General features: G+C 62.3%; 19 protein-coding genes. 8 read left to right on the forward strand and 11 right to left on the reverse strand.

All coding sequences use genetic code 11. The features are described 5' to 3' along the window. Positions 1-17: 17 nt before the first annotated feature. Together HFC70_RS22850 and HFC70_RS22855 are read left to right on the forward strand one after the other, a co-directional pair. The gene (locus HFC70_RS22850) at positions 18-638 is read left to right on the forward strand and encodes an alpha-ketoglutarate-dependent dioxygenase AlkB (RefSeq protein WP_246735922.1); all 621 of its coding nucleotides are present in this window, start codon (positions 18-20) and stop codon (positions 636-638) included. 46 nt (positions 639-684) lie between these two features. Next, positions 685-1,890: a glycosyltransferase family 87 protein gene (locus HFC70_RS22855; RefSeq protein WP_168475603.1), complete on the forward strand. Its 1,206-nt coding sequence runs from the start codon at positions 685-687 to the stop codon at positions 1,888-1,890. A gap of 15 nt (positions 1,891-1,905) precedes the next feature. On the opposite strand, the gene coaA is transcribed toward HFC70_RS22855, so the two are convergent. The 6 genes from coaA to hisB form a co-directional block, all read right to left on the reverse strand. Next, positions 1,906-2,901: a type I pantothenate kinase gene (gene coaA / locus HFC70_RS22860; protein WP_168475604.1), complete on the reverse strand. Its 996-nt coding sequence runs from the start codon at positions 2,899-2,901 to the stop codon at positions 1,906-1,908. Continuing rightward, on the reverse strand, positions 2,901-3,227 hold the full coding sequence (locus tag HFC70_RS22865) for a phosphoribosyl-ATP diphosphatase (protein ID WP_168475605.1): 327 nt from the start codon (positions 3,225-3,227) through the stop codon (positions 2,901-2,903). The genes coaA and HFC70_RS22865 overlap by 1 nt, the downstream gene beginning before the upstream one ends. 14 nt (positions 3,228-3,241) lie before the next feature. Continuing rightward, positions 3,242-4,030: an imidazole glycerol phosphate synthase subunit HisF gene (hisF, locus tag HFC70_RS22870; protein WP_168475606.1), complete on the reverse strand. Its 789-nt coding sequence runs from the start codon at positions 4,028-4,030 to the stop codon at positions 3,242-3,244. Then, complete coding sequence (gene hisA / locus HFC70_RS22875; RefSeq protein ID WP_168475607.1) at positions 4,027-4,779, reverse strand: 1-(5-phosphoribosyl)-5-[(5-phosphoribosylamino)methylideneamino]imidazole-4-carboxamide isomerase; 753 nt, start codon at positions 4,777-4,779, stop codon at positions 4,027-4,029. The genes hisF and hisA overlap by 4 nt, the downstream gene beginning before the upstream one ends. 37 nt (positions 4,780-4,816) lie before the next feature. Beyond that, positions 4,817-5,467, reverse strand: a complete 651-nt coding sequence (gene hisH, locus HFC70_RS22880; protein WP_168475608.1) for an imidazole glycerol phosphate synthase subunit HisH — start codon at positions 5,465-5,467, stop codon at positions 4,817-4,819. 96 nt (positions 5,468-5,563) lie between these two features. Next, positions 5,564-6,160, reverse strand: a complete 597-nt coding sequence (hisB, locus tag HFC70_RS22885; protein WP_168475609.1) for an imidazoleglycerol-phosphate dehydratase HisB — start codon at positions 6,158-6,160, stop codon at positions 5,564-5,566. Positions 6,161-6,359: 199 nt separating this feature from the next. Between hisB and hslV the strand changes: the two genes are divergently transcribed. The 5 genes from hslV to HFC70_RS22910 all read left to right on the forward strand — a co-directional run bounded on the left by hslV (position 6,360) and on the right by HFC70_RS22910 (position 13,809). After that, on the forward strand, positions 6,360-6,890 hold the full coding sequence (gene hslV / locus HFC70_RS22890) for an ATP-dependent protease subunit HslV (RefSeq protein ID WP_168475610.1): 531 nt from the start codon (positions 6,360-6,362) through the stop codon (positions 6,888-6,890). A gap of 30 nt (positions 6,891-6,920) precedes the next feature. Continuing rightward, positions 6,921-8,231, forward strand: a complete 1,311-nt coding sequence (gene hslU / locus HFC70_RS22895; RefSeq protein WP_168475611.1) for an ATP-dependent protease ATPase subunit HslU — start codon at positions 6,921-6,923, stop codon at positions 8,229-8,231. 192 nt (positions 8,232-8,423) lie between these two features. After that, on the forward strand, positions 8,424-9,371 hold the full coding sequence (locus HFC70_RS22900; RefSeq protein ID WP_368669796.1) for a DUF1402 family protein: 948 nt from the start codon (positions 8,424-8,426) through the stop codon (positions 9,369-9,371). A 151-nt stretch (positions 9,372-9,522) separates the two neighbouring features. Then, a complete protein-coding gene (locus HFC70_RS22905; protein ID WP_168475612.1) occupies positions 9,523-11,526 on the forward strand; it encodes a hydantoinase/oxoprolinase family protein in 2,004 nt (667 codons plus the stop codon). 111 nt (positions 11,527-11,637) lie between these two features. Then, the gene (locus HFC70_RS22910; protein ID WP_168475613.1) at positions 11,638-13,809 is read left to right on the forward strand and encodes a malate synthase G; all 2,172 of its coding nucleotides are present in this window, start codon (positions 11,638-11,640) and stop codon (positions 13,807-13,809) included. A 96-nt stretch (positions 13,810-13,905) separates the two neighbouring features. Here HFC70_RS22910 and HFC70_RS22915 read toward each other — a convergent pair whose 3' ends face one another. Continuing rightward, the gene (locus HFC70_RS22915) at positions 13,906-14,559 is read right to left on the reverse strand and encodes a L,D-transpeptidase (RefSeq protein WP_168475614.1); all 654 of its coding nucleotides are present in this window, start codon (positions 14,557-14,559) and stop codon (positions 13,906-13,908) included. 180 nt (positions 14,560-14,739) lie between these two features. Here HFC70_RS22915 and HFC70_RS22920 point away from each other — a divergent pair, with 180 nt between their 5' ends. Then, complete coding sequence (locus HFC70_RS22920; RefSeq protein ID WP_168475615.1) at positions 14,740-15,228, forward strand: MmcB family DNA repair protein; 489 nt, start codon at positions 14,740-14,742, stop codon at positions 15,226-15,228. A 2-nt stretch (positions 15,229-15,230) separates the two neighbouring features. On the opposite strand, the gene HFC70_RS22925 is transcribed toward HFC70_RS22920, so the two are convergent. The 4 genes from HFC70_RS22925 to HFC70_RS22940 all read right to left on the reverse strand — a co-directional run bounded on the left by HFC70_RS22925 (position 15,231) and on the right by HFC70_RS22940 (position 20,653). After that, complete coding sequence (locus HFC70_RS22925) at positions 15,231-15,827, reverse strand: ActR/PrrA/RegA family redox response regulator transcription factor (protein ID WP_168475616.1); 597 nt, start codon at positions 15,825-15,827, stop codon at positions 15,231-15,233. A gap of 71 nt (positions 15,828-15,898) precedes the next feature. Next, positions 15,899-17,206 (reverse strand): ActS/PrrB/RegB family redox-sensitive histidine kinase, encoded by a 1,308-nt coding sequence (locus tag HFC70_RS22930; RefSeq protein ID WP_168475617.1) that lies wholly within the window; start codon positions 17,204-17,206, stop codon positions 15,899-15,901. Positions 17,207-17,227: 21 nt separating this feature from the next. Beyond that, a complete protein-coding gene (hrpB, locus tag HFC70_RS22935) occupies positions 17,228-19,690 on the reverse strand; it encodes an ATP-dependent helicase HrpB (protein ID WP_168475618.1) in 2,463 nt (820 codons plus the stop codon). A gap of 6 nt (positions 19,691-19,696) precedes the next feature. Then, entirely contained in the window at positions 19,697-20,653 is a 957-nt protein-coding gene (locus HFC70_RS22940; RefSeq protein ID WP_168475619.1) for an ornithine cyclodeaminase family protein, read from the reverse strand. Positions 20,654-21,044 lie beyond the last annotated feature (391 nt).

Here is a 21,044-nt window from a genome sequence, read left to right on the forward strand (position 1 = left end):
GCCTTTTCATCAGATTGATGCGTGCTGCACCGATGATCCTGTCGAATGGTATTCGCTATAGTCCTGGCTATTTGGACGAGGCCCGGCAGCGGGCATTGGTCGAGATGATTCGCGAGATCGTGGCGCAGGCGCCGCTCTATGTGCCGGTCATGCCGAAGACCGGCGTTGCGATGTCGGTCCGCATGACCAATTGCGGTTCGCTTGGCTGGGTCACCGACAAGGACCGTGGCTACCGGTATCAGTCGACCCATCCGGTGACCGGCAGGCCTTGGCCGGCCATTCCCGAAGCTTTGCTGGATATCTGGGCGGATCTGGCCGACTACTCCAAGCCACCGGAGGCCTGCCTCATCAATTTCTACGAGGACGGTGCTCGGATGGGGCTGCACCAGGATCGTGACGAGACCGATTTCGCAGCACCGGTCGTCTCGCTGTCGCTCGGCAATACCTGCCTGTTTCGCATTGGCGGCACCTCTCGCAAGGACAGCACACAATCCCTGAAACTGAAAAGCGGTGACGCCATCGTCCTTGGCGGGGAGGGCAGGCTGTGCTTCCACGGCGTCGACCGGATCTATCCGGCGACGTCGACGCTGCTCAAAAATGGCGGACGTATTAACCTCACATTACGGCGCGTCACTTAGCCTTGGCCACAGACACGAACAATGGCGATAGCGCGGGCAGGTGGCAATGGATCGGCAGACAGACGGGACGAGAAGCGATGTCAAATTCGCGCTTTTCATCATCGTTGCGGGCCTGCTGATCGGCATCCGTTACCATTACCTGCTCTGGCAATTAAGCCCGGACGGTCTGTCCCCCATCACCAAGGGCACACCCTACTGGGATTTCAGCAATCTCTGGGCCGGCAGCCGCATGGTGCTGGACGGCCATCTGGCCTATCTCTTTGATGTTGATGCCTATCGGGCCGAACTCCGCCGCATGTTTATGCCTGATATGGCCAATCAGGAATGGAGCTATCCGCCGTCGATCCTGCTGATCGGCGCGCCGCTGGCTCTCCTGCCGATCCAGGCCGCCTTTGTTCTCTGGACCGTACTGACAGCCGGCCTGTTGTTTCTGGCCATGCGGCCCCTGGGCGTTCCGACCACCTATCGCCTGGCTGTCCTGCTCAGCCCGCCGGTCCTGGTCAATGCCGCCTTCGGGCAGAATGGTGCGCTCACCGCGGCCTTGTTGATCGGCGGCCTTGCTTTGTTGCCAAAACGGCCCGTCATCAGCGGCATTCTGATCGGTATCCTGACGATCAAGCCGCATCTTGGCATCCTGCTGCCCTTTGCCCTTCTGGCCAGCGGCAGTTTTCGCGCCTTCGCGGCGGCCGCTGTCACGGCGCTCGCTATCGCGATCATCACGGGCCTTCTGTTCGGTTTTGAGACCTGGCATCTGTTCGCTGCCAAGACCATGCCGCTGATGTCAACGATCATGGAAGCCCCTTATCCGCAGCCCTATCATTTGAACGCGGTGACGAATTTCATCATGGTCCGATCCTTCGGCCTGGGACTTGGTGCCGCTTATGCCTGGCAGGGCATCGTGACCTGCGCGGCGATTGCTGCCACGGTCTGGACCTGGCTGCCGCGCACGAAGCTGGATCATGGCACGCGGACTTGCCTGACGGCCTTGATGGCGCTGCTCGCCACGCCTTACGGCTACACCTATGACACCATACCGGCTGCGGTGGCGGCGATGTACTTTTTCGCAAAGGGCATCGCAGTGCCGCGCCTTCTGCTGGTCGCGCTCTGGATGTTGCCGGTGCTGACGCTCGGTCTGAAGGCGTTTTTGATCGCCGTCACCATCCTCATTCCGCTTTGCGCCGTCGTCTGGGTGATTGTCGGACGGCTGGTCGCGGGGAATAGGATCGCCCGGCCGAGCAATGCCGCGGTCTGAAGCACCCGCCGGAATCTACAGCTTTCTCAGCGCAACCTGCTCGATCAGGTGATTCTCGCCCTTCTGCAGGATGAGATCGGCACGCGGTCGGGTCGGCAGTATGTTTTCGCGCAGGTTCTTGAGGTTGATGTTGGTCCACAGACCTTCGGCAATGTCCAAGGCCGCCGTCTCGCTGATCGCCGCATAGCGATTGAAGTACGAATTCGGATCGCGGAACGCCGTTTCGCGCAGCCGCATGAAGCGTTCGACATACCAGTGGTGGATCAGTTCTTCCTTGGCATCGATATAGATCGAGAAGTCGAAGAAGTCGGAGACGATCGGCACGATCTTGCCATCGGCTGGCAGATCACGCGACTGCAGGACATTGATTCCTTCGAAGATCAGGATATCCGGGCGGTCGATGATCTTGTGCTCGTTCGGCAGCACGTCATAGGTCAGATGCGAATAACACGGCGCCTTGACATTCGGTCGTCCGGCCTTGATCGCCGACAAAAAGCGCAGAAGTTGGCCGGTATCGTAGCTTTCCGGAAAACCCTTGCGGTTCAGCTTGTTTTCGCGAATGAGCACGGAATTGGGATAGAGAAAGCCGTCGGTGGTAACTAGGTCCACTTTGGGGCTGGAAGGCCAGCGGGCCAGAAGCTCTTTCAGAATACGCGCCGTGGTCGATTTCCCCACGGCGACCGAGCCGGCAATGCCGATGACGAACGGCGTCTTGGTGACGTCGGCGAGACTCAGGAACCGGTTGCGCTGCTCGAACAGCAACTGCGAGGACTCCACATGGGCGGAGAGCAGGCGCGACAGCGACAGATAGATCCGCCGCACTTCGGCAAGATCCACAGGGTCGCCGATGGAGCGCAGGCGATGCACTTCGTCGAGCGTCAGTGTCAGCGGCGTATCGGCCCGAAAGCGGGACCATTCCTCCGAGCTGAAGAAATGGTAGGGGGAATAATCGTTCGCCTGGAAATGGTCGAGCGCTTCCGGTCCTTCGGCTTCCCTGGTGGCTGTCATCATCAATTCTGCCGGCTGGCCTTTTCACTGAGACCCGACTGGGCCGTGCGCCGTTGAAGCTCGTCCATTACAGCTTGTAGCGGTATGTCGGAAATTTTCAATACGACCATCAGGTGATAGAGCAGGTCGGCGCTCTCGCTGATCAGGCCGTTCCTGTCGTTACTGACGGCGGCAATCACCGTTTCGACGGCCTCTTCGCCGAGCTTTTTCGCGGCCCGCTCCTGCCCAGCGGCAACGAGTTTGGCCGTCCAGGACTCCTCCGGCCGGGCTTTCGCCCGCTCCGCCACGATCGTTTCCAGATCCGTCAGGGAAAATGTGGCTGTCGCCATGCTTGTCCGTCTCCTCAGTCGAGCCGCATCGCGATGCCGCTCTTGGCCATATAGGCCTTGGCCTCCGCAATGGAATAGGTGCCGAAATGGAAGATCGAGGCGGCCAGCACGGCTGTCGCATGTCCATCCCGGATGCCGGCTACCAGGTCGTCCAGCGTGCCGACGCCCCCCGATGCGATCACCGGAACGCGCACAGCATCCGCAATCGTTCGCGTCAGTTCGAGATCGTAGCCGATTTTCGTGCCGTCGCGGTCCATGGAGGTGACCAGCAATTCGCCGGCGCCGCGTTCGACCATCTTCTTCGCAAACTCGACGGCGTCGATGCCGGTCGGCGTGCGGCCCCCATGGGTGAAGATTTCCCAGGCGCTCGCATTGTCGCCGCCGGTCTCCTGCTTGAGCCGTTGCTTGGCATCGATCGAGACGACGATACACTGGTCGCCGAACTTGTCGGCCGCCTCGGCAATGAAATCCGGATTGGTCACGGCCGCCGAATTGATCGCCACCTTGTCGGCACCGCACAGCAGCAGCTTGCGGATATCGGCAATCGTGCGCACACCGCCGCCGACGGTCAGCGGCATGAAGCACTGTTCGGCCGTCTGCGCCACGACATCGAAGATCGTGTCGCGATTGTCCGACGATGCGGTGATGTCGAGGAAGCAGAGCTCATCTGCACCCGCCGCATCATAGGCCTTGGCGGCCTCGACAGGGTCGCCGGCATCGATCAGGTCAACGAAATTGACCCCCTTGACGACGCGGCCGTCCTTGACGTCGAGGCAGGGAATGACACGGGCTTTCAGGGTCATGACGAAACCTCGTTGCGCGTTCTTGCCGCTTTGATCGTTGCCAGCGCTTCGGCCGGATCGATACGGCCGTCATAAAGCGCCCGACCGGAAATGGCACCTTCGAGCTTGGCGGCATCCGGCTCCAGCATGCGGCGGATATCGTCGATCGATGCCAGGCCGCCGGACGCGATGACCGGAATGGAGACGGCATTGGCCAGTTCCAGCGTCGAGGCCCAGTTGATCCCGGCGAGGATCCCGTCGCGGTCGATATCGGTATAGATGATCGCCGAGACGCCCGCGCCTTCGAACTTGCGGGCAAGCTCGATCACGCCGAGTTCAGAGGCTTCCGCCCAGCCCTCGACGGCAACCTTGCCGCCCTTGGCGTCGATGCCGACGGCGACCTTGCCCGGAAAGGCCTTGCAGGCCTCGATCACCAGACCTGGATCGCGCACCGCGACCGTGCCGAGAATGACGCGTGACAGGCCGCGTGACAGCCAGTTTTCGATATGCTCCAGCGAGCGGATGCCGCCGCCGAGCTGCACCGGATTTCGCGTCGCCTTCAGGATGGCCTCGACGGCGTCGCCATTGACGCTCGAACCGGCGAAGGCGCCATTGAGGTCAACGACATGCAGCCATTCGAAGCCCTGGTCTTCGAATGCCTTTGCCTGGGCGCCGGGGTCGGTGTTGTAGACGGTCGCCTGGTCCATGTCGCCGAGTTTCAGGCGAACGCACTGGCCGTCCTTCAGGTCGATGGCGGGAAAGAGGATCATGCGATGTCTCCGGCAGAGGGGCGGCGGGCGGGGGTGATCATGGCACCCACCGCAGAAAATTGGCTATCAGCGCCAGACCGAGCGTCTGGCTCTTTTCCGGATGGAATTGCGCCCCGACCATATTGTCGCGTCCGACAAAGGCGGTCATGGCTCCGCCGTAGTCGGTTGTCGCGATCACGTCGCTCGGGTCTGCCGCTGCCAGGTGGTAGGAATGCACGAAATAGGCATGCAACCCGTCCGAGCCGGTCTTGATGCCGTCAAACAGCGGATGGGGGCGGTGAAGATCAAGCGTGTTCCAACCGATCTGCGGAATCTTCAGGTTGGGGTCGCTAGGCGTCATCTCGACGACATCACCCTTGACCCAGCCGAAGCCTGAGGTGATGGTCTTTTCCAAGCCACGGCTCGACATCAGCTGCATGCCGACGCAGATGCCGAAAAACGGCCGGCCCCTGGTTTCGACGGCTTCGACGACTGCCTCATGCATGCCGGCAACGGCATCGAGCCCGCGCCGGCAGTCGGCATAGGCGCCGACACCCGGCAGCACGACGCGGTCGGCGCTTGCAACGCGCTCGGCCTTGTCGGTGAGTTCGATTTCAGCATCGATGCCCGCCTCGCGCGCAGCGCGCTCGAAGGCCTTGGTGGCCGAGCGCAGATTGCCCGAACCGTAGTCGATGATCACAACACGCATTGTCGCGTTCCTTTCGCCTGCAACGACCCGACAGCGGCCATGGCCGCATAGTCGGGAAGCGATGAAAACCTGTCCAGTTCCGTGGACGGTGTCGAACTAGACCAGCGTGCCCTTGGTCGAGGGAACGCGGCCTGCCTGCCGGGGATCAATTTCGGTGGCTGTTCTGAGCACCCGCGCCACGGCCTTGAAGCAGGTCTCGGCAATATGGTGATTGTTGGCGCCGTAATGGTTCAGCACATGCAGGGTGATGCCAGCGTTCTGCGCCAGCGCCTGAAAGAACTCGCGTACCAGTTCCGTGTCGAAGGTACCGATCTTCGGCGCGCTGAAGGCGACGTTCCAGACCAGAAACGGCCGGCCGGAGACATCGATTGCCGCCTTGGTCATGGTCTCGTCCATGGCCAGGTCGATCGAGGCATAACGTACGATGCCGCGGCGGTCACCGAGCGCCTTGGAAATGGCCTGACCGATGGCGATGCCGGTATCTTCGACCGTATGATGGTCGTCGATATGCAGATCGCCCTTGACCCTTATATCCATGTCGATCAGCGAATGACGGCTCAATTGTTCGAGCATATGGTCGAAAAAGCCGACCCCCGTCGAGATCGTCGATGTGCCGGTGCCGTCGATCGTGACGGAAACGGCGACCGAGGTCTCGTTGGTGTTGCGGGAAATCTCGCCTTTGCGCTCTGCCATCGGGCTGCTCCATGGGGAATAACGGCCGTTCCATATCAGCAGAAGCCACAAATATCCAGAAGTTCCATTGCCTTGCAGCCATGAGCCGCAAGCGCGACGAAGCGGCATGATTGCAATCGCGCAAAGCCGACTTACATACAGATCCGACGGGCCGCGGACGGCCCATGAAACAAGGCCCGCATGAAGGGCGAGGTGTTTGATGACGACAATTATTACAGTGCGTAAGGGTGGAACGGTGGTGATGGCCGGTGACGGCCAGGTGAGCCTCGGGCAGACCGTGATGAAAGGCAATGCCCGCAAGGTGCGCCGCATCGGCAAAGGTGGCGAGGTGATCGCCGGCTTTGCAGGCGCGACGGCAGACGCCTTCACGCTGCTCGACCGGCTCGAAAAGAAACTCGAGCAATATCCCGGCCAGCTGATGCGGGCCGCCGTCGAGCTTGCCAAGGACTGGCGCACCGACAAATATCTGCGCAACCTGGAAGCGATGATGCTGGTAGCCGACAAGACCATCACACTGGCGATCACCGGCAATGGCGACGTGCTGGAACCCGAACATGGCACGATCGCCATCGGTTCGGGTGGCAACTATGCCTTTGCCGCAGCCCGTGCCCTGATGGACACCGACAAGTCGGCCGAGGACATAGCCCGCCGCGCCATGCAGATCGCCAGCGATATCTGCGTCTATACCAATGGCAATGTGGTCGTCGAAACGCTGAGCGTCGACGCCTGACCTGCTCTCACGCCGAATGGAAAACCGGACATGACAACTTTTTCTCCCCGCGAGATCGTTTCCGAACTCGACCGCTACATCATCGGCCAGCATGACGCCAAGCGCGCCGTGGCGATTGCCTTGCGCAACCGCTGGCGCCGCCAGCAGCTGGACGAGGATCTGCGCGACGAGGTAATGCCGAAGAATATCCTGATGATCGGGCCGACCGGCGTCGGCAAGACGGAAATCTCCCGTCGCCTGGCAAAGCTCGCCGGCGCGCCGTTCATCAAGGTCGAGGCCACGAAGTTCACCGAAGTCGGCTATGTCGGCCGCGATGTCGAGCAGATCATCCGCGATCTGGTCGAGATCGGCATTGGCCTAGTGCGCGAAAAGAAGCGGATCGAAGTGCAGACCAAGGCCCATGCCGGCGCCGAGGAACGTGTGCTCGATGCGCTGGTCGGCACCACGGCCTCGCCGGCCACCCGCGACAGCTTCCGCAAGAAGCTGCGCGACGGCCAGCTCGATGACAAGGAAATCGATATCGAGGTGTCGGATACGGCAGGCGGCATGCCCGGCGGTTTCGAAATCCCCGGCATGCAGGGCGGCAATGTCGGTATTCTCAATCTGTCCGAAATGTTCGGCAAGGCCATGGGCGGCCGCACCAAGAAGGTCCGCACCACGGTCAAGGCCTCCTATCCGGAGCTGATTCGTGACGAATCCGACAAGCTCATCGACAATGAGGTCATCCAGCGCGAAGCGGTGAAGTCGGTCGAGAATGACGGCATCGTCTTCCTCGACGAAATCGACAAGATCGCCGCCCGCGATGGTGGCGTCGGTGCCGGCGTGTCGCGCGAAGGCGTACAGCGCGATCTGCTGCCGCTGGTGGAAGGCACCACGGTCTCGACGAAATACGGTCCGGTCAAGACCGACCATATCCTGTTCATCGCCTCCGGCGCTTTTCATGTCTCGAAGCCGTCAGACCTGCTGCCGGAACTGCAGGGCCGCCTGCCGATCCGGGTGGAGCTGAAGCCGCTGACCAAGGAAGATTTCCGCCGGATCCTTACCGAAACGGAGGCCAGCCTGATCCGCCAGTACAAGGCGCTGATGGCAACCGAAGAGCTGAACCTCGACTTTACCGAGGATGCGATCGATGCCTTGGCCGACGTGGCGGTGTTGCTCAACACCTCCGTGGAGAATATCGGCGCGCGCCGACTGCAGACGGTGATGGAGCGGGTTCTGGACGAAATTTCGTTCAACGCGCCGGATCGCGGCGGCTCGGCGGTGATGATCGATTCGGACTATGTCCGCCAGCATGTGGGCGAACTTGCCGCCGATACCGACCTGTCGCGCTACATTTTGTGATGTTTGTGCACCTGTATTTGCCTTTCAACCATCAAATGCCGCTTATTTGATGGTCAGAACGGTCGACAGGGGCAGGACAACTTTTGTAAGGAGGGCCGCGCCGCCGAGTGGGAGCGCGGGCCTCCCTTGGCCGGGATGGCGGTTAATCGGCGCGGCTTGCAACTTTCGCTTCAGGATCGGGATCTCACGATTGTGCGTCGTTTAACATTGGCTCTATTCGTTTCGCTTGCCTGCATGGTCACCTCGACCGTGGCCGCGCAGATGCAGGTCCCTGCCGGAAACCGCCATGTCGAGCAGCCGGCGATCCCCGGCGCGTCCGCCAAGCGCACCAAGGCCGGCAAGACCACCTTCGACGTGAAATACGAAAAGGTCATCGAGCTCCTGGCGACGGATCGCCAGCTGATGTCGAAGATCAAGAAGACGGCCGCCGACTACGGTATCGATCCGATCCATATCGTCGGCGCCATCGTCGGCGAGCATACCTATAATGTCGATGCTTATGATCGGCTGCAGAGCTACTACGTCAAGGCGGCCTCCTATGCGGGCAGCAGCTTCAGCTTTTCCTACAAGGACGAGAGCATCAAGCAGTTTGTCGCTCGGCCGGAATTTTCCGAATGCGGCAATCTGAGTGATTCCTATCTGCTGTGGACGTGCCGGGAGATGGTCTGGGAAAAATCGTTCCGCGGCAAGAGCGTCGCCGGAAAGAGCTATCCTAACAACCGCTTCAGCGCCGTCTTCTTTCAGCCCTTCTACGCTGGCCAGACATTCGGTCTCGGCCAGATCAATCCGCTCACTGCCCTGATGATGTCGGACATGGTGGCTGCCAAGTCGAGATATCCCCGTCTCGACGAAAACGATGCGGCCGGCGTTTACAAGGCCATCATGGAGCCGGATATCTCGCTGGCCTACATGGCGGCGGTTCTGCGCAAATCGATCGACGATTACAGGTCGATCGCCGGTATGGACATCTCGCATAACCCCGGCCTGACCGCCACGCTGTTCAATGTCGGCAGTTCGCTGCAGCGCGCGCGCGCCCTGGCCCACAAGAATGCCGGCAGTGCCGAACCAGTGTGGCCTGAAGAAAACTACTATGGCTGGCTGGTCAACGATCGCCTCGACGAATTGAAGGCGCTTCTTTAACCCCATCCCCAGCCGATGTCGTTTCGACAATCGAAAATTGCGCTTCGTCAGCTGGCGGGTCCGTGCGTGCCCATGGCATAAGCTTGGCCGAAACAGCTGCACAGCACAGGGTGTCCCCCCGACGATCCTGTCCTTCCGGAGTGATTCAGGCGTGACATCATCCATTATGCTCGGCATCGATACCGGCGGCACCTACACCGATGCCGTGCTGTTTCACGAGAAACGGGGCATCCTTGCCAAGGCAAAGGCGTTGACGACGCGCCACGACCTTTCGGTCGGCATTTCGGGTGCGGTCGAGGCCGTTCTCGACCAATCGGGAATTGGCGTTGAATCCATCGGCCTGGTCTCTCTTTCGACAACGCTTGCCACCAATGCGCTGGTCGAGGGGCAGGGCGGCCGGGCCGGGCTGGTGATGATCGGCTTCGAGCCCGAAGACCTGAAGCGCGACGGGCTGCAGGATGCGCTGGGCACCGATCCGGTGATTTTCCTGCCCGGTGGCCATGATGTCCACGGCAATGAAACGCCACTCGATCTGGCTGCCCTCGAATTGGCCTTGCCGGCGCTCAAAGACGAGGTCTCGTCATTTGCCATCGCCGGCTATTTCGCCGTGCGCAATCCCTCCCACGAAAATCGGGTACGGGACCTCATCCGGGAAAGCTCCCATCTGCCGGTGACCTGCAGCCACGAACTGTCGTCCCGGCTCGGCGGGCCGCGCCGGGCGCTGACCACGCTTTTGAATGCCCGGCTGGTCTCGATGATCGACCGGTTGATCGGCACCTGCGAGACCTTTCTGGCGCGCCGCGGCATCGATGCGCCGATGATGGTGGTGCGGGGCGACGGTGCCCTGATCTCGGCCACTGAGGCCAAGTTGCGGCCGATCGAGACCATTCTGTCCGGCCCTGCCGCCAGCCTGGTCGGCGCGCGGCACCTGACGGGGCTTGATGCGGCGGTGGTCTCCGATATCGGGGGCACGACGACCGATGTGGCTGTGATGGAAGACGGCCGGCCGCGGCTCGATGCCGATGGTGCCGTGGTCGGCGGCTATCGCACCATGGTGGAAGCAGTCGCCATGCGCACCTTCGGGCTCGGCGGCGATTCGGAGGTGCATGTCGACGAGCGCGGCCTGGTGGCAAAGATCGAGCTTGGCCCTCGTCGCCTGGTGCCCCTCAGCCTTGCCGCAACGCTGCATGGCCCCGTCGTCATCGAAGCTTTGGAACGCCAGCTGCGCGCTGCCCATCGCGGTCGCCATGCCGGACGGCTTGCGGTGCGCACCGGTGTGCCCGAGGCGCTGTCCGCCGGATTGTCGGCCCAGGAAGCAGCCCTCTATGGGCGGATCGGCACCACGCCCGTGGCGCTCGACGAATTGCTGACCGTCACGCCGCAAAAGGCGACCCTCGACAAGCTGGTCTCGCGCGGACTGGTGCATCTTTGTGGCATCACGCCGTCGGATGCCATGCATCTGCTGGGTCGCCAGAGCCAGTGGAGCCGGGCGGCAGCCGATCTTGGCCTGCAGCTGGCCGCACGTGCCAAGAGCGGCTCCGGCCAACCGATAGCATCGTCGGCAGAGGACCTGGCAGCCATGATTGTCGCGCGCCTGACCCGCCAGTCGGCGCAAGCCATTCTCGCGACCGCGCTGGCGGAAGATGGTCTCGGCGATATTGATCCGGCAAAATCTGTGTTGATCGAGCGGGCACTCGGCCGACAACGGGGTATTTTGCGGCTGTCCCTCTCGCTGGATCGCCCGCTGATCGGGCTCGGTGCGTCGGCACCCGTCTATTATCCGGCCATTGCCGAAGCGCTTTCGGTATCGGCCACCATTCCGGCCGATGCGGATGTGGCCAATGCGGTGGGTGCTGTAGTCGGGCAGATCCGCCATACCGTCACGATCTTCGTCACCTCTCCGGAAGACGGCATCTTCGTGTTGTCGGGCGGTGCACAACTGCGCCGGTTCACGAATCGCGAAGAGGCCTTTGCCTTGGCCCGCGCCATGGCCAGCGAAGCTGCGCTTGGCCACGCCCGCGACAATGGCGCCGGCGATCCCTTGCTCAGCCTGCACGAGGAGATCGATGCGCCGGAGATCGAAGGCGCACCAAGATTGATTGAAGCCAGGTTCATCGCCACCGCAAGCGGCCGGCCAAGCATCGCCATGCGCTGATTGTTTCTAAATTTGCACAAATCTTTGTAATTCATGCCCGATTGACAATGAATGCAAACCAGCGATTCTGCCGTTACAATAAAACGAATTGCGAAAGTCGGGGAGAGACCCATGAGCAGGATTGAAAAGCACGGACTGGCCATCGAAGCAGCCCTTCATGATTTCCTGGTGGAAGAGGCTTTGCCCGGCAGCGGTATCGACGCGGACCCGTTCTTTGCGGCGTTTTCGGCCATCATCCATGATCTGGCGCCGCGCAACAGAGCGCTCCTGCAGACGCGAGACGACATGCAGGCCCGGATCGATGCCTGGTATCGCGACAATGGCGCGCCATCGGATCTCTCGGTCTACGAGGCCTTCCTGCGAGAGATCGGCTACCTGCTGCCCGAAGGGCCGGACTTTGCCGTTGCGACCAGCAATGTCGATCCGGAAATTGCCGAAATTGCCGGTCCGCAATTGGTCGTGCCGGTCATGAATGCCCGCTATGCGCTGAACGCCGCCAATGCCCGCTGGGGCTCGCTCTACGATGCGCTCTACGGCACCGACGCGATCTCGGAAGAGGATGGCGCGGAAAAGTGCAAGGGATACAACCCGGTCCGCGGCGCAAAGGTCATCGCCTGGGCCCGCGACTTTCTGGATGCGTCTGCCCCCCTGGCCGAAGGCAAGTGGAGCGCGGTGACCAACCTGAGCATCGTCTCGCGCGGCCTTGCCATCGGCATTGGCGAGGGACGAATCACCTCCTTGAAGGACGCCGGACAATTTGCCGGCTACATGGGCGATCCGTCCATGCCGACATCGGTGCTTCTGCGCAAGAACGGCCTGCATACCGAGATCGCCATCGACGCCGATGGCACGATCGGTCGGACGGATCCGGCCCATATCAACGACATCAGGCTCGAATCGGCAATCACCACGATCATGGACTGCGAAGATTCGGTAGCCGCGGTCGATGCCGAAGATAAGGTCGTCGTCTATGGCAACTGGCTCGGCCTGATGAAGGGTGACCTGGAGGAGCAGGTCGTCAAGGGCAGCCGAAGCTTTACCCGCACCCTCAATCCCGACCTGACCTTCACCGCACCGGACGGCTCGGTCTTTGAACTGCATTGCCGTTCGCTGATGCTGATCCGCAATGTCGGTCACCTCATGACCAATCCGGCGATCCTCGACCGGGACGGCAATGAGGTTCCGGAAGGCATTATGGATGCCATCATCACCGGCCTGATCGCGCTTCACGATGTCGGCCCGAACGGTCGTCGCAAGAATTCCCGAGCCGGGTCGATGTATGTCGTCAAGCCGAAGATGCATGGGCCGGAAGAGGTCGCCTTTGCCTGCGAGATCTTCAGCCGCGTCGAACAGGCGCTCGGCATGGCGGAAAACACCATCAAGATGGGCATCATGGATGAGGAGCGCCGCACCACGGTCAACCTCAAGGAGTGTATCCGCGCCGCCAAGGACCGGGTCGTGTTCATCAATACCGGCTTTCTCGATCGCACCGGTGATGAGATCCATACCTCCATGGAAGCCGGCCCGATGATCCGCAAGGGCGACATGAAACAGGCATCCTGGATTGCGGCCTACGAAAACTGGAATGTCGATATCGGCCTGCAATGCGGCCTGTCCGGCCATGCCCAGATCGGCAAGGGCATGTGGGCCATGCCCGATCTGATGGCGGCCATGCTGGAACAGAAGATCGCCCATCCCAAAGCCGGCGCCAACACCGCCTGGGTTCCGTCGCCGACGGCCGCTACCCTGCATGCCACCCACTATCACCGGATCAATGTGGCTGAGGTCCAGGCGGGCCTGAAATCCCGTGCCCGTGCCAAGCTGAGCGACATTCTGTCGGTGCCGGTGGCCACGCGCCCCAACTGGACGCCGGAAGAGATCCAGCGCGAACTGGACAACAATGCGCAGGGCATTTTGGGCTATGTCGTACGCTGGGTCGACCAGGGTGTCGGTTGCTCGAAGGTTCCGGACATCAACAATGTCGGCCTGATGGAAGACCGCGCCACGCTGCGCATTTCTGCACAGCACATGGCCAACTGGCTGCACCATGGCGTGGTCACGCGCGAGCAGATCGTCGAGACCATGCAGCGCATGGCGGCCGTGGTCGACGGCCAGAATGCCGACGATAGCGCCTATCGCCCGATGGCCGGTCATTTCGACACGTCGGTCGCCTTCCAGGCAGCGCTTGAATTGGTGCTGAAGGGGCGCGAGCAGCCGAATGGCTATACGGAGCCGGTTCTTCACCGCCGCCGCCGCGAACTCAAGGCCCAACTGGCGGGCTGAAGCCGATTGGAAGGCAAAACAAAGGCCGCCGAGCAATCGGCGGCCTTTGTTCATTCATGGTCCGGTCGATGTCTAACGACCGGATGAAAGCAGATCTTACTGCAGGACCACGACGCGGGCACCCTTGCCCGGACGGACGCGCTCGTAGAGATCGATGATGTCCTGATTCATCAGGCGGATGCAGCCTGACGATGCAGCCGTGCCGATCGATGCCCATTCCGGCGTGCCATGCAGGCGGAACAGGGTGTCTTCGCCCTTGTCGTTGAACAGATAGAGTGCCCGTGCGCCGAGCGGATTGTTGAGGCCGGGACCCATTCCGTCATCGACATATTTCGCAACGTCGGGCTTGCGCTGCGCCATTTCCTTCGGCGGATGCCAGGTCGGCCAGGCCTGCTTCCAGGCAATATAAGCCTCGCCCTGCCATGCAAAGCCCTGCTTGCCGACGCCGATGCCGTAGCGCACGGCCTTGCCGCCCGAAAGCACGTAGTAGAGGAAGCGTTCGCGGGTGTTGACGACAACAGTGCCCGGCTTTTCCGACGTATTGTAGGAAACGATCTGGCGATGGAACTTCGGATTCACCTTGTTGATCGGAATGGCTGGAAGCGCATAACCGGCGTCGGTAACCTTGCCATACGAGTCGGTGAAGATTTTCGCGGTCTCGACCTTTTCCGGTTCGGATGTCGTGGCACATCCGGAAATGGCAAGGGTAGTGACGAGGCCGAATACAGTCAGTGCATTGCGGAAGCGCATGGAAGGCTCTTTGATTTGAGGCGAGGAAAATAGCTGTCGGCAACCATCTTTGATTATGGTTTATTTTTGATTAAATACCGCTTGGCAAGTGTCGGGAGGATCACGAGACTGTTCGGCACTGCAAAATGCCGACCCATTGCTTTTTTGCAACAGACAGGGCGTGTGCTCTGAGGCTTCATCATGACTATTTTGTCTATCGCCGCTAAGAATCCGTTAATAGATGGACGCCAGTCGGACCGCGCCATGCTGGTGCGCCGCGGCGTTCAGATCCTGCTGAATGACATGCGCCATGCGATTCTGCCGGAACTGTCGCTCGCCAGCGGCCGTCGCGCCGATCTCATCAGCCTCACCGACAAAGGCGAGATCTGGATCGTCGAGATCAAGACCTCGATCGAGGACTTCCGGGTCGATCGGAAATGGCCGGACTATCGCGCCCATTGCGATCGCCTGTTTTTCGCCACCCATGCCGGCGTGCCACTGGAGATCTTTCCGTCGGACTGTGGATTGCTGCTGTCGGACGGCTATGGCGCTCACATGATTCGCGAGGCACCGGAACACCGGCTGCCGCCGGCCACCCGCAAGGCGGTGACGCTGAGCTTTTCGAGGGCCGCCGCCCAGCGCCTGATGATCGCCGAATGGGGCGCCACCACGCCTGGCTCTATGGAATAGAGCTATTTCGGAGCGCGCTTGGCAAGGATCCGCTGTAGCGTGCGCCGATGCATGTTGAGCCGCCGAGCCGTCTCGGACACATTGCGCTCGCAGGCCTCGTAGACCCGCTGAATATGCTCCCACCGCACCCGGTCCGCCGACATCGGGTTTTCCGGCACGTCGGCTTTTTCGCCCGGGCGCTGCGTCAGGGCGTTGAAGACGTCGTCGGCATCGGCCGGCTTCGACAGATAGTCGAGTGCGCCGAGCTTCACGGCGGTTACGGCGGTCGCGATATTGCCGTAGCCGGTCAGCACGATGATCTTGGTATCGGTACGGCGCTCGCGGATGGCCTCGATGACATCAAGCCCGTTTCCGTCGCCGAGCCGCAGGTCGACCACCGCATATTTCGGCGGCGCGGCCTTCGACTTGGCAATGCCTTCAGCCACGGAAGCGGCGATCTCGACGATAAAGCCGCGCGTTTCCATGGCGCGGGCCAGCCGGCGCAGGAACGGCCCGTCATCATCGACGATCAGCAGGCTTGGATCGGGCCCGAGAAGATTTTCAGTCGAATCGCTGACCGGTAACGTGGAATTTGCTTCGGATCTGAAGTTTTCTGTCATGCCGCGGCATCCCTTTGGGGCGCATTTCGTCCAATATCCCGGTTATGGCCAGTTATCGGATGTCGGTAAAGTCATTTTGTCGAATTGACGTCCATTAGGCTGCGGGGCCAGGTGACCGTGACCCGCGCGCCCGGTCGGTCCGCACTGCCGTTCTGGAATTGAAGCCGTGCCCCGGAGCGTTCCAGCAGCGTCTTGGCGATGAACAGTCCAAGTCCGAGGCCGCCGGCCCGATCATCCCGGTTGCGGCTGGTAACATAGGGCTCGCCGATCCGAACCAGTACATCCGGCGAATAGCCCTGGCCGTCGTCTTCGATGATGATCGTCACTGTCTGCGCATTGTGCTCGACCGTGATCGTCACCTGTTCGCGGGCAAAGTCGATGGCGTTTTCGATGAGGTTTCCGAGCCCATAGAGAATGCCGGCATTGCGCGTGCCGACCGGCTCGCTGGCCCGGCCCGATGTCTCGACCAGCTTCAGCCGGATGCCGAATTCGCGATGCGGCGCCACCACCTCCTCGATCAGGGAGGAGAGCGGCAGCCGCCGCATATGTTCCTCTTCCTCCGCCGACATGCTGGCAAGTCGCTTCAGAATGTCCCGGCAACGCTCGCTCTGGCTGCGCAACAGTTGCACGTCTTCGCCAAAGCGCGGATCCTTGCCAAGCTCGCGCTCCATTTCCTTGGCCACGACGCTGATCGTGGCAAGCGGCGTGCCGAGTTCGTGCGCCGCGGCGGCGGCCAGCCCGTCCAACTGCGACAGGTGTTTTTCGCGCTGCAGGATCAGTTCGGTCGCCGACAGGGCATCGGCCAGCAGTGTCGCTTCCTGGGAGACGCGATAGGCATAAAAGGCAGCAAAGGCCGTCATCGAGACGATCGAGCACCAAGTGCCGACAAGGATCACCGGCTCGATGACATGCGTCCGGCCAGGATACCAGGGCAGGGGATAGGGCGTGAAGGCCAGCGCCGAGATGCAGAGCACGGCCAGCGCCATCAAGGCCAGCGAATGGCGCGACGGCTGCGAGGCAAACGATATGATCACCGGAACGCAGATCAGCGGCGCAAACGGATTGGCCAGCCCCCCGGTAATATAGAGCAGCGCTGCCATCTGCAGCAGATCGAGGCCGAGAACGGCAAAGGCCGATAGCGGCTCCAGTCGCTGCGTTGACGGAAAGGCGATCGCCAGCGCAAAATTTGCGGCCGCCAGGGCGGCGATCAGTAGGGCACAGGTGACAAGCGGCAAGGGAAACTCGAGAAACAGTGCGACGACCAGGACGCTGATGGTCTGACCGGCCACCGCCAGCCATCTGAGTCGCACCAGTGTCTGCAGGCGCAGCCGGCGGCTCGAATTTCCAAACTGCGTCTTCATGTCCTGGGTCGCAATCATCTTTGCCTCGGTCGGTCGGTGTCAGGTGCCGCGCGGTTTGGCGCGGGTCGTGGGCAATGCTTCGGCCGGATCTTCCGGCCAGGGATGCCTCGGATAACGACCGCGCATGTCGGCCCGCACGTCCCGCCAGGATCCAGCCCAAAAACCGGAAAGATCGCGGGTGGTCTGGATCGGCCGATGCGCCGGCGATGTCAACTCGAGCAGCAGCGGCAATTTGCCTCCGCCGATCGTCGGATGGCTCTTCAGCCCGAACAGTTCCTGGACCCGGATCGTCAGCAGCGGCTCGTCGGCGTCATAGTGGATCGCATGATTCTGGCCGGTCGGCGCGGTGAAATGGGTCGGCGCCAGCCGGTCCAGATCCCGCTGAAGCCCATGCGGCAGCAGCGACAGCAAGCCATCTGTCAGGCTTGCCGCAGTGATATCGGAAAAGCGCCGGGCCTGGCCCTGGAACGGGATGAACCAGTCGTCCAAACGCTCGATCAGCGCCGCGTCGCTCATGTCAGGCCAGGGCTCACCGATCATGCGGTGCAGAAAGCCGATCCTCTGGCGCAGCTGGCTGGCACCCTTGCTGAAGGGCAGGGCGGCGAGCCCCAGCATGCGCACCCCTTCGGCAAGGGCCACGGCCGCCTGCTCGCCGCCAGGCTTGGGCAGCGGTGTCTCGTTGAGGATGATCGCCCCGATCCGGGTGACCCGCCGCGCCCGCACTTCCCGGCTGGTGATGTCGAAGACGCATTCGTCGCTCGTCTGGATTGCCCCCGGCAGCAGGTCCTCGACATCGGACCGGGTGATCTCGGCTGCCGCCAGGATGCGCCCCTGCGCTGCCCGCCCTGTCAGGTCGGCAATCACCAGCATCTCCGCCCCGGCCAGCCGCTCGGTGTCGGCAAGCTCCGCGCCGCGGCCGTTGGCCATCACATAACGCCCGCGGGCGCCGCGGCGAAGGGCGATGCGGTCGGGATAGGCATGCAGCAGCAGCTGCCCCGCCCGGATGGGCAGCGGCGATGCCCGTTTTCCCTTGAGGTTGGCGGCCAGCCGCTCGGCAAGTTTACGGGCCGCGGTCGCCCGGTCGCCCTTCTCAAAGCTGAAGCGCCGCAGCCGTTCGTCGAGGTCGAGATCCGCCCCTCCGAGCCCCTGTTCCGTCAGCAGCACGGCAAGCCGGCAGGCCTCGGCCCCGTGCCCATCGTCCGCGGCGGCAATCGCCATGGCGGCCAGCCGCGGCGGCAGGCCGAGCAGGCGCATCGATCGACCCTTGGCCGTCAGCCCGCCTTTTTCGTCGAAGGCGCCAAGACTGATCAGCAGCGTCCGCGCCTCGGCAATCGCCGGTTTCGGTGGCGGGTCGAGGAAGGCGAGTGCTGCCGGGTCCTGGACGCCCCAATGGGCCATGTCGAGCAGCAGGCTGGAGAGATCGCTCGACAGGATTTCCGGCGGGCTGAAGGCCGGCATGGCCGCAGTCTGCCCCTCGTGCCACAGCCGCAACGCGATGCCCGGCTCGGTTCGCCCGGCCCGCCCGGCGCGCTGGTCGGCCGAGGCGCGCGACACCCGAACCGTTTCCAGCCGCGTGATGCCGGTCGCCGCCTCGAACACCGGCAACCGCTGCAGGCCGCTGTCGATGACGATGCGCACGCCATCGATGGTGATCGAGCTTTCGGCAATCGAGGTGGCCAGCACGACCTTGCGCAGACCATGGGCCGTTGGCCGGATCGCCGCATCCTGCTCTTTCTGCGTGAGATTGCCATAAAGCGGCGTGATGGCGGTCCGTTCATCCAGGCGTCCTGCCAGCCGTTCGGCGACGCGGCGGATTTCGGCCTGTCCGGGCAGGAAGGCGAGGATCGAGCCGGTCTCGCTGCCAAGCATGTCGAGGATGGCCCGGGTCATCGTATCTTCGATGCGTTCACCGCCGGGCCGGTCGCGATGGCGGATCTCGATCGGAAATGTGCGGCCCTCGCTGGCGATCACCGGCGGATGGTCGAGCAGGGCCGCCACCCGGTCCACGTCGAGTGTCGCCGACATGACAAGCAGTTTCAGATCCGGACGCAGCGCCGACTGGCTGTCGAGCGCCAGCGCCAGTCCGAAATCGGCGTCGAGCGAGCGTTCGTGGAACTCATCGAACAAAACGGCCGCCACGCCACCCAGTTCAGGATCCTCGAGGATCATCCGGGTAAACACCCCTTCGGTCACCACCTCGATCCGGGTACGCGCCGAAATGCGATTGTCGAGCCGCATGCGATAGCCGACCGTCTCGCCAACCTCCTCGCCCAGCAGCGCAGCCATGCGGCCGGCCGCGGCGCGTGTCGCCAGCCGTCGCGGCTCGAGCAGGATGATCCGCCCGTCGCCGCGCCAGGCCTGATCCAGCAGGAAGAGCGGCACCAGCGTCGTCTTGCCGGCGCCAGGCGGTGCCGACAGCACGGCGCGATTGCCGTGCGACAGCGCACGGCTAAGATCGGGCAGAATGGCGGTAACCGGATAGATCGGCATCTGGCGCGGCATCAGCGGTCAATCCGCCTTGCGCAAACCGGTCGCCGTCTCGTAGGCGAGGATGGCGCCGGCCAGGTCTTCAAGCGCGGCACCAACCGATTTGAAAAAGGTGATCGCCTGTTCGGAGGTCCGGCCCTTTACAGCACCCGATACCAATTCGGCCAGCTCGCCCTTTATATCGTCCTTTGAAAGGACTCCGCTGGCGATCGGCTGGGTAATGTCGCCGGCCTCGCTGCAGGCGCCTGCCCGCGTGTCGACAAAAACCTGGCAACGCCGCACGGCCTCGTCGTCGGCCTCGCGCATCGTCGGCTTGAAGCCGCCGACCAGATCGAGATGGGCTCCGGGCTTCAGCCATGCGCCGTGAATGAGCGGCTCTGCTGAAAGCGTCGCGCAGGAAATGATGTCAGCGTCGCGCGCCGCCTCTTCCAGATTGCCGCAGGCGGTGGCGTCCAACCCCAGCTGGCGTGCCTCCTCGGCCGTGGCCTCGGCATTGGCAAAGGAGCGGCCCCATATGGAAAAGCGTTGCAAGGGTCGCACCTGCGCATGCGCCTGCATCAGATTGAGCGACAGCCGTCCGGTGCCGACCATCAGCATATGCTGTGCGTCGGTCCGGGCCAGATAGCGCGCGGCAAGCGCCGAGGTTGCCGCTGTGCGGCGCGCGGTGAGCGCCCCACCCTCGACGATCGCCAGCATTTCACCACTTTCGCCTGAGGTCAGAAGATAGCTACCATGGATCGCCGGTTTGCCGGACAGGTAATTGTCGGGAAAGACCGAGACCAGCTTGACGCCCGCATAACGGCCCGGCACCCAGGCCGGCATCAACAGCAGCGTCGCCTCGGCCCGGCCCGGCACCTCCATGGCATGATGGTGCCGTACGGGCATCACGCAGCCGCCTTGGAACATGGACTCGATCGCGGCAATCAAAGGCGCCCAGTCCAGCGCCGCAACCGTGTCCGCCTCATTCAATACCAGCATCGTGCTCTCCAATCCTTGATCCGGCTCTCTCTTTATCAAGTCCAGACCACCTTACCAATGCGCTAAGATGAAGAGAGCGTCCCCGCGACGATGCGCAGGCTGGTTCTCTTCGCGGGGGCGAGACCCGCTCCATGGACGAAGGCCGTGCAGGGTGGCGATTCCAGGCCCGCCCGAGCACCTTTCTCGCCCTCCAAAATCCAACCTATCGTTTTTGCTGTTTATTTTCAGGTGTTTACAAAAAACGACAGTTTTTTGACGGAGAGGTGTTGACTTGATCGGGTAGTGGGATCTATAAACCGCTCACTGAACGAGGGCGGCGGCGCTGCTGGCGACGGTGACTTTCGTTCTAAAGAAATCCGACAGAGCTTGGCCAGATTGGCTGGTTTTGGGT

Origin of the sequence: Agrobacterium sp. a22-2 (assembly GCF_012276985.1) — a bacterium.
Classification (GTDB): Bacteria; Pseudomonadota; Alphaproteobacteria; order Rhizobiales; family Rhizobiaceae; genus Allorhizobium.